The organism is Ensifer sp. Root127 (assembly GCF_001425225.1).
Taxonomy (GTDB): domain Bacteria; phylum Pseudomonadota; class Alphaproteobacteria; order Rhizobiales; family Rhizobiaceae; genus Ensifer; species Ensifer canadensis.
In genome coordinates, this window is record NZ_LMDX01000053.1 from 168,877 (window position 1) to 180,599 (window position 11,723).

The following is an 11,723-nucleotide window of genomic DNA, read 5'->3' on the forward strand; positions in this document are numbered from 1 at the left end:
GCGCTGCCCTGAGTTGGGGTAGCCAACCTGTCCGGAATCAATCCGCGTCTGAAGAAGTGCATCTGAAGCCGGAAACCGGGCGCTGGATTAGGCAAAGCGTGTCATCGGTAAATCGGGGTTCATCGCCCGGCTTGCCGCATACGACCCAGTCGCGCTTCGCCCGCAGGTAATTGGTCAGCTCGGCCAATTGGGTTGCCTTCTGCTCAAGCTTGACGAGCTGGATGTTCATGATCTCGATTTCCCGCGCCGGCGATAAACCCTCGCGTTGGAGTTCCGTAGCAATCTCCGCGATCTCCTTGAGTGGCAGACCCAGTGATTGTGCGAAACGGATCATCCGAACCGTCGAGGCGTCCCGGTCGGTGAAGATCTGATAGGGATTGCGACCACCTTTGGCACCGAGTTGCGGCGTGAGCAGACCTTTGCGGACATAAAATCGGACAGTGTCCTGGCTCAACCCGGTCCGCTGGGCGAATTCTCCGATCAGCATATTTCACCCCTCAAGCTCTTGACCATGGACCTTAGTCCAGCCTTATACGAGGTGTTCCCTCAAATATGGAACACTTTCATGCTGAACTATCCCAATAATGATTCCCATGCGCCCACTGCCTTCGTGACGGGCGCAACCGGCCTCCTTGGCAACAATCTGGTCCGCGAACTAATCGCCGACGGCTGGAGCGTGCGAGCGCTGGTTCGCTCGCCCGAAAAAGCAACATTGCAGTTTGCCGGGCTGGATTTGGAGATCATCACCGGCGACATGCTCGACGTGCGGGGTTTCGCTGACGCGCTTAAGGGCGTGGACGTGGTTTTCCACACAGCGGCCTATTTCCGCGACTCTTACAAGGGCGGGAGTCATTGGGACGCGCTCTACGCGGCCAATGTCGCGGGAACCCGTGGCTTGCTCGATCACGCTTATCGAGCCGGCGTCCGGCGCTTCGTCCATACCAGCTCGGTCGCTGTACTGCGTGGTGCGAAGGGACAGACCATAGACGAGTCCATGTTGCGGGATGAGCGGGATGCCGATGATTATTATCGCAGCAAGATCCTGGCGGACCGCGTGGTGCTCGATTTTCTCGACAAACATCCCGATTTCTGGGCGGCCATGGTGCTACCGGGTTGGATGCACGGGCCGGGGGATATCGGGCCGACCTCGGCTGGCCAGACGGTGCTGGACGTGGCGCTCGAGCGCTTGCCCGGTGTTCCACCCGGCTCCTTCTCGGTGGTCGATGCGCGCGATGTGGCGCGGGCGATGATCCTGGCTAACCGCCGGGGGCAACGGGGCGAACGTTACCTTGCCGCCGGACAGCATATGACCATGACCGATTTGTTGCCCTTGATCGCACAAGCCACCACGGCAAAGGCACCGACGCGCCGCATTCCGCTCATTTTGCTTTACCTGATCGGCGCTGGCAATGAACTCTACGCTCGGATAACTGGCAAGCCGGTCCTCTTGAGTTGGGCCATGGCGAAAACGGTGGCAGCGGAGAATGATCGCTCTCGCTATGATTGTGCGAAGAGCACACGAGAATTGGGTCTGGAGTTCCGGCCGGTGATCGAGACCCTGCGTGATGAAGTGGCTTGGTTCCGTACGCACGGCTTCCTGCCTAGCTGAAACGTTCGGTGAGAAGGCCCTCATGCGAGTCCATCGGCAAGATGGTGCCGAGGTGCAATAGCAATGCGCCGATCATTTACGCTCGCAGCCAATGGTGGTCCCGATCTACTCGAGGACCCACCCCACGCTGGCGGGCGTCACCTCTCATGTGATGGGGCATCAAAGTCGGGGACGTTTCTTCGACCGCCACCGCGTGCTCAGGTTTCGGGTTGGCCAGCACCCGACGGCACCATGGTGGCGAGGAGCGACTGCGTTTCGGCTATTCTCGGCTGTTCATCCATGTTTCTTCGACGGAGCTGAGAGCCCTTCCTCGTCGCTACTGGCTCCCCTCCTGGAAATGCGGTCAGGTTTGGTAACGACAATCGAGTTCTGCCAAAGCGCGCTGAACCTCGTCAATAAGGACCGGTTCAGGTGTTCCTGGAATTTGACGCAGGGCCGGTTGTGAGTCTATCGCGTAATAGTCCGAAGCCCAGGCAGCGAGGATCGCGCGCTTGTCATCGACAGAAAGTGCGGGTGCCATCACAACGTCGATTGGCCGTTGAAACGCCAGACCTTGCAAGGCCAGAACTGTTGGTCCTTTCGTCATCGCATCGTTGACCGCGTTTTCCAAAGTCTTGTGGATCATTGGGCCACTCAACGCACGTGCGGATCTCTATCGCGCGGCAGGCGAAACGCAACGATGGATTTGGTGTCCGGCGTCAGCACATCGTGTTTCTCTGCAAAGGCCGCGAACAAGCCACGCGCGGTCTCTGCTTCTATCTCGCCGCGAAGCGCGGCTCCACATGCCCTTAACGCAATAGAATGTGCCGTGTCTCTGAGTGACGTCGGACACTCGGAGAGATAGCGGTAGGCCTCGAGGACGCTGCGAACCTCTGCGGGAAAACCGAGGCCAACAAGAATGGATACGGGCTCTTTGAACATATCGGGTTTCATCGTCTCTCTCCTTCCTGACCCGAAGTGTCATAGGGCGCCGACGCATCGGCGCCCCCTCACAGCTTCTCAAGCAGCCTTGTCCGCTTTGATTTGTGCCGGAGCGGTTGATGGCGCCAGAGATGGTTCGCTCTGGATGGAGATTTTCCTCGGCTTCAGTGCTTCTGGGATTTCTCGAACGAGATCGATGGACAGAAGACCGTTCTTCAGATCCGCGCCAGTCACCTTGACATGGTCGGCAAGCTCAAACCGGTGTTCAAACGGGCGGCCGGCAATGCCACGATGCAGATAGCCGTCCGTGGAAGGTTCCTGCCTCTTGCCGGTCACGGTCAGCAGGTTGGACTGAAAGGTCAAGTCAAGATCGTCCTGCGCGAAGCCGGCCACTGCGATCGAAATCCGGTAGCTGTCCTCGCCGGTCTTGACGATGTCATAGGGCGGCCAGTCGCTGATCGAGCGGCCGCGCTGCGCGTCTTCCAAAAGATTGAAGATCCGATCGAAGCCGATGCTCGAGCGGAACAGCGGTGCGTAGTCGTAAGATGTTGCCATAGCCATATCCTCCTTGAGCAACATGGGTACGGAAGCGCCGAAAGACGGGGCTTCCAGCAAAGCCAGCCCTGATCGCAGCGGCTGGCGACAATTGATCTGGTTTTCGCGAATTTCGGATTCAAGAGCGATGGCTGGGAAAATTTTCGGCCTTCAGACCAGCGGTAAATCTCTGGTTTCCCGATCAAGCTCATCGATCCTCGAGAGCACATGGGCCAGGGAGTAACTAATTCCGTTGAAGCCTCAATACAATCTGAACTCGCCGTCGACGCGCCGCCATTCATTAGGCCCGATCAGACGCTGATACGAATAGCGGACAGAGTGCAGCGGACCTTCAAGATTGGGCTGCCAGAAGTCGAGGAACCTATGCAATTGCGGGAAATCGGGAGCCAAATCGTAGTCCTGCCAGACATAGGCCTGCAGGACGGATTCGAAATCGGGAATGCGATAGAGGATATGCGCAGTGGTGAGACCATAACCGTTAAGCTGGCAATCGAGATCTGATGAGAATTGCATGCTTCACCTCCGTCCATTTGACTTTGTAAGGCGGTGCCTTTGCGCCTATAGCAAAAAAGCGAAACGCGGCGCGAAGGTTTGTTGTTCCTTTCCAGTGCCTTAGCAGCCACCGAGCTCGAGTGCTATTTTTTTGCGTCTTCCTCTTGAAATCGAAAATTCGGCAAACCAGATCATTTCGCGCAAGACGCTCGATTGAGGTTTTGTACCTGACCGGACTGGTCATCCAGGCCGACTGGGGGAACACCAACATCATTGTTTGTCCATTGGAGGAAAACATGTCGTTCCGACCGCTTCATGATCGCATTCTCGTCCGCCGGGTCGATTCCGAGGAGAAAACCAAGGGCGGCATCATCATTCCCGACACCGCCAAGGAAAAGCCGCAAGAAGGCGAGGTCATCGCCGTCGGCTCAGGCGCGCGCAACGAGGCGGGCCAGATCCAGGCGCTGGATGTCCAGGCGGGTGATCGCATCTTGTTCGGCAAATGGTCCGGCACCGAGATCAAGATCAACGGCGAGGATCTGCTGATTATGAAGGAAAGCGATGTCTTGGGCGTCATCGAGCCACAGGCCGAGCAGATTAAGGCCGCCTGATCCACGTCAGTCAACAAAGCTGCCTATTGAAGGAGTGAAAAATGGCCGCGAAAGAAGTCAAATTCAACACCGATGCCCGTGACCGTATGCTGCGCGGGGTCGATTTGCTTGCTAATGCCGTGAAGGTGACACTGGGACCGAAGGGTCGCAATGTCGTGATCGACAAATCCTTCGGCGCCCCCCGCATTACCAAGGATGGTGTTACGGTCGCCAAGGAGATCGAGCTTGAGGACAAGTTCGAGAACATGGGCGCCCAGATGCTGCGCGAAGTGGCATCCAAGACGAATGATCTCGCTGGGGACGGTACGACGACCGCGACCGTCCTTGCCCAGGCGATCGTGAAGGAAGGCGCGAAGGCCGTGGCCTCGGGGATGAACCCGATGGACCTAAAGCGCGGTGTCGACGTGGCCGTCGACGCGGTCGTCAAGGAACTGAAGACCAACGCCCGCAAGATTTCTAACAACTCCGAAATCGCTCAGGTGGGCACCATTTCAGCCAACGGCGACGAGGAAATCGGCCGGTACCTCGCTGAGGCAATGGAAAAGGTCGGGAACGAGGGCGTCATCACCGTCGAGGAAGCCAAGACAGCGGAAACCGAGCTTGAAGTCGTCGAAGGCATGCAGTTCGACCGTGGCTATCTCAGCCCATATTTCGTTACCAATGCCGACAAGATGCGCGTTGAGTTCGAGGACCCCTATATCCTCATCCATGAGAAGAAGCTCTCGAACCTGCAGTCGATGCTTCCGGTTCTCGAAGCTGTCGTTCAGGGCGGGAAACCGCTCCTGATCATTGCTGAGGACGTCGAAGGCGAAGCTCTTGCCACGCTTGTCGTGAACAAACTGCGTGGCGGGCTCAAGATCGCTGCCGTCAAGGCACCCGGTTTCGGCGATCGCCGCAAGGCCATGCTGGAAGACATCGCCATCCTCACCGGCGGCACGGTCATCTCCGAAGACGTCGGCATCAAGCTCGAGAACGTCACTCTCGAAATGCTCGGACGCGCCAAGAAGGTGGCGATCGAAAAAGAGAATACCACCATTATCGATGGTGTCGGTTCGAAGGCGGAAATTGACGGTCGCGTGGCCCAGATCCGGGCGCAAATTGAGGAGACCACCTCCGATTACGATCGGGAAAAACTGCAGGAACGCCTTGCCAAGCTTGCCGGCGGCGTCGCTGTCATCCGCGTTGGCGGCTCCACCGAAGTTGAGGTGAAGGAAAAGAAGGATCGGGTCGACGACGCTCTGCACGCGACGCGGGCTGCGGTTGAGGAAGGTATCCTGCCCGGTGGCGGCGTCGCGCTGCTGCGCGCGGTGAAGGCGCTCGATAGCCTGCAGACAGCCAACCGGGACCAGAGGGTCGGCGTCGACATCGTTCGCCGCGCAATTGAGGCCCCCGTCCGCCAAATTGCAGAGAACGCCGGTGCGGAAGGCTCTGTGATCGTTGGCAAGCTGCGCGAAAAGAGCGAGTTCTCCTATGGCTGGAATGCTCAGACCGGTGAATATGGCGACCTTTACTCCCAAGGGGTCATTGATCCGGCGAAGGTCGTCCGGACCGCGCTTCAAGACGCAGCATCTGTCGCGGGTCTGCTGGTGACGACGGAAGCCATGATCGCTGAAAAACCGAAGAAGGAACCCGCCCCGGCCGTGCCTGCTGGTCCTGGGATGGAATTCTAATTCTTAAGGCCCGCCCCGACCGGTGGGCCCTGTCCAGAGTGTGCCACGACCCAGGCGGTTCTTACCATCAAAGCAGAGGTGCGTTCGTGTGCGAGCGCACCTCATGGATGACAACAGGACACCCGAGTCTGGATCTGGGACTCCAGCCGAGGCGATTTAGACCGCCGAGTGTTGACGATCACCGCCGGCGTTGGGTCCGAGCGTTTCGTCCGCGTCCGATAACATGCCAGCATCTCGGCAGGCATCAATGAACGCTTCTCGCGTTATCGGGACTGGCGTTATTCGGCTTAGAGCACGTCGGCGCGTTTGAACCGCTCGATTGTGTTTTCTCCCCGTAACCTTACTGTTCCTCGGGACAGGACGATCGACGATCACGGTCGAGGTGGCTTTAGCGCAGGCTTTCTTGCGCGTTCTGCCAAGTGCGACCGCCATGGTCTTTGGCTTTAGGGCTTAAGGACCACCTTGATGCAGCCGTCCTGCTTGTCGCGGAAAGTCTTGTGGAGGTCAGGTCCCTTTTCCAAGGACGCTCGGTGGGTGATGATGAAGGAGGGATCGATCTCACCCTTTACGATGCGCTCCATCAACAGCGGCAGATAACGCTGGACAGGCGTCTGCGCCATCTTGAAGGTCAAACCCCGATTGATGGCGGATCCCATGGGAATCTTGTCAAGGAACCCTCCATAAATCCCGACGATGCCTGGCGCTACATGCCAAGGGGGCGCCGGCCGCCGAAAACCGGGCGTTCGAGATCAAATTGGTTGGATATAGCCTTATAGTGCTTGTCCAGCCAGGCCGGGTGCGCAATCTGAGGCGCGATGGACGGCTGTACACATCCATTCAGGAAAGAACGCGTTGTGCTGCAAGCCAGCCTTTGCCACTGAAACCACCTGTACCGCGATGACCAGTGGCGGGGAGCTCCGCCCCGCTCTGCCAAATTCATGCGTGAGCTGCGAGAAACGCGCTAACTGGATCAAGCTAGCGAAAAAGCCGAGATTGTCGCGCCCGGGCGTCGGCCTCACAACGAGGCTGTGATACCGCCGTCGACGTAGAGCACGTGGCCGTTGACAAAGGAGGAAGCGTCCGAAGACAAAAAGATGCAGGCGCCGACGAGTTCCTCGACCTTGCCCCAGCGACCGGCCGGCGTGCGCTTTTCCAGCCAGGCGGAAAAGGTCGGATCCGCGACGAGTGCGGCGTTCAGCGGCGTGTCGAAGTAGCCCGGTGCGATCGCGTTGCATTGCAGACCGTACTTCGCCCAGTCGGCCGTCATGCCCTTGGTCAGGTTACCGACCGCGCCCTTGGTGGCCGTATAGGGTGCAATGCCAGGGCGAGCGAGCGCTGTCTGCACGCTGGCGATGTTGATGATCTTGCCGGAACCGCGCTTTATCATGTGGCGGGCAACCGCCTGACCGACGTTGAAGACCGTCGAAACATTCGTCTTCAGGAGCCGCTCGAATGCATCGGCCGGAAAATCCTCCAGCGGCATGCGGTGCTGCATTCCGGCATTGTTGACGAGGATGTCGATTGCGCCGACCTGCGCCTCGAAGGTGTCAATGGCCACCCGCACAGCATCATGATCCGTGGCGTCGAACGCAAGTGTATGCCTTGCCCCGAGGCTTTTGGCGGCCGCCTTCAGCTTTTCCTCGTCGCGCCCATTGAGGATGACCTCGGCGCCTGCCTCGGCCAGGCCGCGCGCAAGCGCAAAGCCGATGCCCTGCGAGGAGCCCGTGACGAGGGCGCGTTTGCCCGTCAGGTCGAAGAGTTGGATGCTCATGGTTCCTCCCGAAGCGGCTGATCGCTTCGCATATCCGCTAAAATCGACCTGCGCCTTCCTCGCCCTCGTCCGAGCCAATATCGAAAGCCTTGAGCGCATCCGACAGTGGCAGAGTATGGGTTATTAGCGGTTTGACGTCGATCAGGCCACTCTGCATCAGCTTTACAGCAACGGCGAGCGCCTAAATGCGCGGAAACGGCATGGCCGAGCTTCGGCAGCCATTTGCCCCGGTCGCGCCCGTCCTTGGTATCCCACGCGGTGCCCTCTAACGGTAGCGCTTGCTCACTTGGCATTCCCCGGGCCCAATCGAGCTCGCCTGATAGTCACACTTGTGCACGCTCTGGCAAAGCAGGGTTTGAGACGCGGCGCGCAGGTTTCGCTTTGCAGGGCCGCGGATCACTACGCGGATCACTTCTTGGCGGAAAAGCCGGCGCAAGGCCAATGCCAAGACAACGATCAGAACGGATAATGATCGAAGGCTTACCGCAGCGAGAGATCAGAGATGAATTGCCGGTTCAAGTGAGCGCCATCCTGGCCTCGTCGTGATGTCGCACCTCCCGTTCGGCCTAACCAGGTGTTTGACGAGCGCATCCAGGATGCGACGAAATTGGAGATTGATTTCCTTGATCTTGGATCTCCTCGGAGACCGCGCTCTCGCGTTCGTCGGCCCCAAATGGCAAAAGCGACCGTCACGGCCAAAGCTGTGGGACGATTTCGAATGCTGCTTCTTTAGGTTGCCACTCATCACGAAAAGATATGATTCCATCTGAACCTTTCATGATTTCGTCTGCTCGACGGCCTTGACTCGGGAATATAAGCACTGACACATTCAGTTGTCAGACATCTTACATAACAGGGGATCATGGCTGACGGATCGAATAGGAGGATCATGTGAGGAAGCTCTTTGTACGATTGGCCGTAGGCGCCGCATTTATCGCCGCGGCCGCGTCTGCCCATGCCGGGCAGACGCTCGACCGCGTTATGGAAAAAAAGGCGATGGTCGTCGCCACCAACAGCGGCTGGCCGCCCCAGAGTTATCTGGACGACAGCAACGAGATGGTCGGCTTCGATATCGACGTCTCCCGGGAAATCGCCAAGCGCCTCGGCGTCGAAGTTAGCTTCGAGACACCGGACTGGGCGACGCTGACCGGCGGCCGCTGGCAAGGACGCTACGATCTCGGCGTCGGTTCTGTAACGCCGACCAAAGCGCGCGCACAGGTCATCGATTTCGTCGGCATCTACTACTACAGCCCCTATGTCTATGTCGTGCACAAGGACAGTGAGGCGAAGTCCGTTGCCGACCTCAACGGTAAAATCATCGGCGTCGAGACCGCGACGACGTCGGAAGACTTCATCAACCGCCGACTGGAAATCGACGCGCCTGGCCTGCCGCCGATTGAATACAAACTGGAGCCGGGCGAAGTGCGAACCTTTGCCGATTCCATGCTGCCGTTCGACGATCTTCGCCTTGGCAGCGGCGTGCGCCTCGACGCAGTCATCGCGCCTGAGCAGACGGCCCTCAATGCCATCAAGAATGGCTATCCGCTCCGCAGCCTGGAAGGTGAATATGCCTTCCGCGAGCCGCTCGTCGTAATCGCCGAAAAAGTCGATCCGGAGTGGACGGCAAAGGTCGGCAGCATCATTGAGGAGATGAAGAAGGACGGCACTCTCAGCACGTTGACCACCAAGTGGTACGGCAAGGACTACAGCACGGACTGACGACATGGCGGCGTGGGTCGATCTGTCTCACGCCGCACCAAGCATCTGGGAGCCGGACAGCATGACCTATCCTGATACCTACTATAAACGCACCATGGTAGATCTGACAGCGCGTCCTTCGCTGTCAAGCTCGCACGATTGCGACGTCGTGATCGTCGGCGGCGGCCTCGCGGGGCTGTCGACGGCCCTGCAACTGGCGCGAGCCGGCAAAAGCGTTACGGTTCTGGAAGCCGAAAGCGTTGGTTACGGCGCATCCGGCCGAAACGGCGGCTTCGTCAGCCCGGGCTATGCAACCGACGGCGACGAAATCGCGCGTATCGCCGGCGAAGAAGCAGCCCGTAGCCTCCATCTGCTGTCGATCGAAGGCATGGAGTTCATCCGCGAAAACATCCGCGACCTATCGATCGATGACGCTCAACCGCAACCCGGCCTGATGAGCGTCCTGCGCTACGACAATGCTGCAAGCCTCAAGACCTATGCGGAAAACACCAGCCGGCGCTACGGCTACGAACTCGAATTCATGGATCGCGAAGCAGTCCGCGCGGCCCTCAAGTCAGACCGGTATTTCCAGGCATTGCGCAACGACAATGCGTTCCACATGCACCCGCTGAACTATCTGCGCGCCATCGCCCGCGAGATCGAACGCCTTGGCGGCCGCATCTGCGAAATGTCCGCGGTACAATCCGTGGACCTTGCAGGCGCCCAGAAGCGGGTGAAAACGGCAGGTGGACACGTGACCGCCCGCGATGTCGTCTTCACGACAGGTGGTTACACCGGATCGCTCAATGGAAAATTGAAGCGCTCCTTCCTGCCGATCGCAACCTACGTCATGGTCAGCGAGGATGCACCGGATCTTATCGCCTCGGCGATCGCAACGAAGGATGCCATCGGCGACAATCGGCGCGCGGGCGACTACTACCGCGTGATCGATGGCGGCCGGCGCCTCTTGTGGGGCGGTCGCATCACCACCCGTGCAGCCTCGAGCGACGCGCTCGTGCGCGAACTGCGCGCCGAAATGGTCGGCACCTATCCGCAACTCGCCGGGTTGAAGACCGAAATTGCCTGGTCCGGCCTGATGTCCTACGCCCGCCATTTGATGCCCCAGATCGGGCGCATGAGCCCCGGCGTGTGGTATTGCACTGCCTTCGGCGGGCACGGCCTCAACACGACGGCGATCGGCGGCAAGGTCATCGCCGAAGGCATTCTCGGTGAGACCGAACGCTACAAGCTCTATGAACCGTTCGGCCTCGTCTGGGCGGGCGGGCTTGCCGGGCTTGCCGTCGCCCAGCTCACTTATTGGAAGCTCCAGGCACAGGATTGGTGGCGCGAGCGCGCCGCCTGAGAAGACGGGAAAGGTCTAAACCATGATCGGTCGATTGATACTCATCTATCCCGAGGCCTCGCGCCGTGCCGGAGCGCTGCTGATCCTCACCCTGGTGGTCCTTGCGCTCTATATGCTCGGTGTCAGCTCCGCCTGGATCGGCCATGTCTTGCCCGCCACGGCAGGTTGGCTTGGCGAAAACCCCACCATGGGACGGCTGGCTTCGTCTCTCCTGATCGCGCTCATCGTTGCCGCCAACTGGAAGGCATTGCGCCAGCTTTCACGGCGCCAGCAGGTGGTCGGCGTCTGGCTTGAGCTTTTCGTTCTTCTGATGCTCTTCTTCTACTCGTTCGATCTGTCCTTCGCGTTCATCGCCAAGAAGATCGGCTTTCTCATTTCACAGGGCGTGGTGACGACGCTCTACATTTCCGCGATCTCCATCGTGATCGCGACGGTCATCGCGTTGGCGGGCGCAATCGCCAAGTTGTCCAGCAACGGTGTCATCTACGGCCTCGCCACCTTCTACACCTCGCTGTTTCGCGGCCTGCCGCTGCTGATGCAGATCTACATTATCTATCTCGGCCTGCCACAGGTCGGCTATGTGATCGGCGCGGTGCCTGCCGGCATCCTGGCGCTTTCGCTGTGCTACGGCGCCTACATGACGGAAATTTTCCGCGCCGGGATCCAGAGCATTTCACGCGGCCAAACGGAAGGCGCCACCGCGCTCGGGCTCAGCCCCAACCAGACCCTGGCGCTCGTAATCCTGCCGCAGGCGATGCGTGTCATCATTCCTCCGACCGGAAACCAGTTCATCGCCATGCTGAAGGACTCCTCACTCGTCTCCGTCGTCGGCGTCTGGGAAATCATGTATCTCGCCCGCACCCAGGGCCAGACGGAGTTCCGTCACATCGAGATGCTGATCACCGCTTCGATGATCTATTGGATCCTTTCGATCGGCCTGGAATACGCCCAGTCTCGCATCGAGGAACGTTTCGGCCGCTTCAATGCCCGTTGATGCCCCCGCCCACGACCCGCGGCGGCGCATCCATCGTGC

At 59.2% G+C, this 11,723-nt stretch carries 12 protein-coding genes and 1 pseudogene; 6 read left to right on the forward strand and 7 right to left on the reverse strand.

Annotated elements, in window-relative coordinates; all coding sequences use genetic code 11:
• Positions 1 to 37 precede the first annotated feature (37 nt).
• Entirely contained in the window at positions 38 to 487 is a 450-nt protein-coding gene (locus tag ASD03_RS34740) for a MerR family transcriptional regulator (protein ID WP_057218587.1), read from the reverse strand.
• A gap of 78 nt (positions 488 to 565) precedes the next feature.
• Here ASD03_RS34740 and ASD03_RS34745 point away from each other — a divergent pair, with 78 nt between their 5' ends.
• Entirely contained in the window at positions 566 to 1,609 is a 1,044-nt protein-coding gene (locus ASD03_RS34745) for an SDR family oxidoreductase (protein WP_057218588.1), read from the forward strand.
• Positions 1,610 to 1,952: 343 nt separating this feature from the next.
• Here ASD03_RS34745 and ASD03_RS34750 read toward each other — a convergent pair whose 3' ends face one another.
• The 4 genes from ASD03_RS34750 to ASD03_RS38505 form a co-directional block, all read right to left on the reverse strand.
• Positions 1,953 to 2,234, reverse strand: coding sequence for a hypothetical protein (locus ASD03_RS34750; protein WP_057218589.1), 282 nt, complete (start codon positions 2,232 to 2,234; stop codon positions 1,953 to 1,955).
• Between the two features lie 8 nt (positions 2,235 to 2,242).
• Positions 2,243 to 2,542 (reverse strand): DUF982 domain-containing protein, encoded by a 300-nt coding sequence (locus tag ASD03_RS34755; RefSeq protein WP_057218591.1) that lies wholly within the window; start codon positions 2,540 to 2,542, stop codon positions 2,243 to 2,245.
• Positions 2,543 to 2,608: 66 nt separating this feature from the next.
• Positions 2,609 to 3,085 (reverse strand): Hsp20 family protein, encoded by a 477-nt coding sequence (locus ASD03_RS34760; protein WP_057218592.1) that lies wholly within the window; start codon positions 3,083 to 3,085, stop codon positions 2,609 to 2,611.
• Positions 3,086 to 3,325: 240 nt separating this feature from the next.
• Entirely contained in the window at positions 3,326 to 3,598 is a 273-nt protein-coding gene (locus ASD03_RS38505; protein WP_082555694.1) for an usg protein, read from the reverse strand.
• A 275-nt stretch (positions 3,599 to 3,873) separates the two neighbouring features.
• Here ASD03_RS38505 and groES point away from each other — a divergent pair, with 275 nt between their 5' ends.
• The gene (gene groES / locus ASD03_RS34770; protein ID WP_057218594.1) at positions 3,874 to 4,188 is read left to right on the forward strand and encodes a co-chaperone GroES; all 315 of its coding nucleotides are present in this window, start codon (positions 3,874 to 3,876) and stop codon (positions 4,186 to 4,188) included.
• Between the two features lie 41 nt (positions 4,189 to 4,229).
• The gene (gene groL, locus ASD03_RS34775) at positions 4,230 to 5,858 is read left to right on the forward strand and encodes a chaperonin GroEL (RefSeq protein ID WP_057218595.1); all 1,629 of its coding nucleotides are present in this window, start codon (positions 4,230 to 4,232) and stop codon (positions 5,856 to 5,858) included.
• A 443-nt stretch (positions 5,859 to 6,301) separates the two neighbouring features.
• On the opposite strand, the pseudogene ASD03_RS34780 reads toward groL, so the two are convergent.
• Positions 6,302 to 6,553 (reverse strand): annotated as a pseudogene (locus tag ASD03_RS34780) (glutathione-dependent formaldehyde dehydrogenase); the annotation flags it as partial.
• 320 nt (positions 6,554 to 6,873) lie between these two features.
• Positions 6,874 to 7,629 carry an SDR family oxidoreductase gene (locus tag ASD03_RS34785; RefSeq protein WP_057218597.1) on the reverse strand — a complete coding sequence of 252 codons (756 nt, stop codon included), beginning with the start codon at positions 7,627 to 7,629 and terminating at the stop codon, positions 6,874 to 6,876.
• 891 nt (positions 7,630 to 8,520) lie between these two features.
• Between ASD03_RS34785 and ASD03_RS34790 the strand changes: the two genes are divergently transcribed.
• The 3 genes from ASD03_RS34790 (at position 8,521) to ASD03_RS34800 (ending at position 11,684) form a co-directional block, all read left to right on the forward strand.
• Complete coding sequence (locus ASD03_RS34790) at positions 8,521 to 9,348, forward strand: transporter substrate-binding domain-containing protein (RefSeq protein WP_057218599.1); 828 nt, start codon at positions 8,521 to 8,523, stop codon at positions 9,346 to 9,348.
• A 61-nt stretch (positions 9,349 to 9,409) separates the two neighbouring features.
• Positions 9,410 to 10,690 carry an FAD-binding oxidoreductase gene (locus ASD03_RS34795; protein ID WP_082557492.1) on the forward strand — a complete coding sequence of 427 codons (1,281 nt, stop codon included), beginning with the start codon at positions 9,410 to 9,412 and terminating at the stop codon, positions 10,688 to 10,690.
• Between the two features lie 22 nt (positions 10,691 to 10,712).
• Positions 10,713 to 11,684 carry an amino acid ABC transporter permease gene (locus tag ASD03_RS34800; protein WP_057209309.1) on the forward strand — a complete coding sequence of 324 codons (972 nt, stop codon included), beginning with the start codon at positions 10,713 to 10,715 and terminating at the stop codon, positions 11,682 to 11,684.
• Positions 11,685 to 11,723 lie beyond the last annotated feature (39 nt).

Coding starts and splice junctions, on each gene's coding strand:
- ASD03_RS34750 (WP_057218589.1), bottom strand. CDS start 2,234: ATGATCCACAAGACTTTGGAAAACGCGGTCAACGATGCGATGACGAAA.
- ASD03_RS34785 (WP_057218597.1), bottom strand. CDS start 7,629: ATGAGCATCCAACTCTTCGACCTGACGGGCAAACGCGCCCTCGTCACG.
- ASD03_RS34795 (WP_082557492.1), top strand. CDS start 9,410: ATGACCTATCCTGATACCTACTATAAACGCACCATGGTAGATCTGACA.
- ASD03_RS34800 (WP_057209309.1), top strand. CDS start 10,713: ATGATCGGTCGATTGATACTCATCTATCCCGAGGCCTCGCGCCGTGCC.
- ASD03_RS34760 (WP_057218592.1), bottom strand. CDS start 3,085: ATGGCAACATCTTACGACTACGCACCGCTGTTCCGCTCGAGCATCGGC.
- groES (WP_057218594.1), top strand. CDS start 3,874: ATGTCGTTCCGACCGCTTCATGATCGCATTCTCGTCCGCCGGGTCGAT.
- groL (WP_057218595.1), top strand. CDS start 4,230: ATGGCCGCGAAAGAAGTCAAATTCAACACCGATGCCCGTGACCGTATG.
- ASD03_RS34755 (WP_057218591.1), bottom strand. CDS start 2,542: ATGAAACCCGATATGTTCAAAGAGCCCGTATCCATTCTTGTTGGCCTC.
- ASD03_RS34740 (WP_057218587.1), bottom strand. CDS start 487: ATGCTGATCGGAGAATTCGCCCAGCGGACCGGGTTGAGCCAGGACACT.
- ASD03_RS34745 (WP_057218588.1), top strand. CDS start 566: ATGCTGAACTATCCCAATAATGATTCCCATGCGCCCACTGCCTTCGTG.
- ASD03_RS38505 (WP_082555694.1), bottom strand. CDS start 3,598: ATGCAATTCTCATCAGATCTCGATTGCCAGCTTAACGGTTATGGTCTC.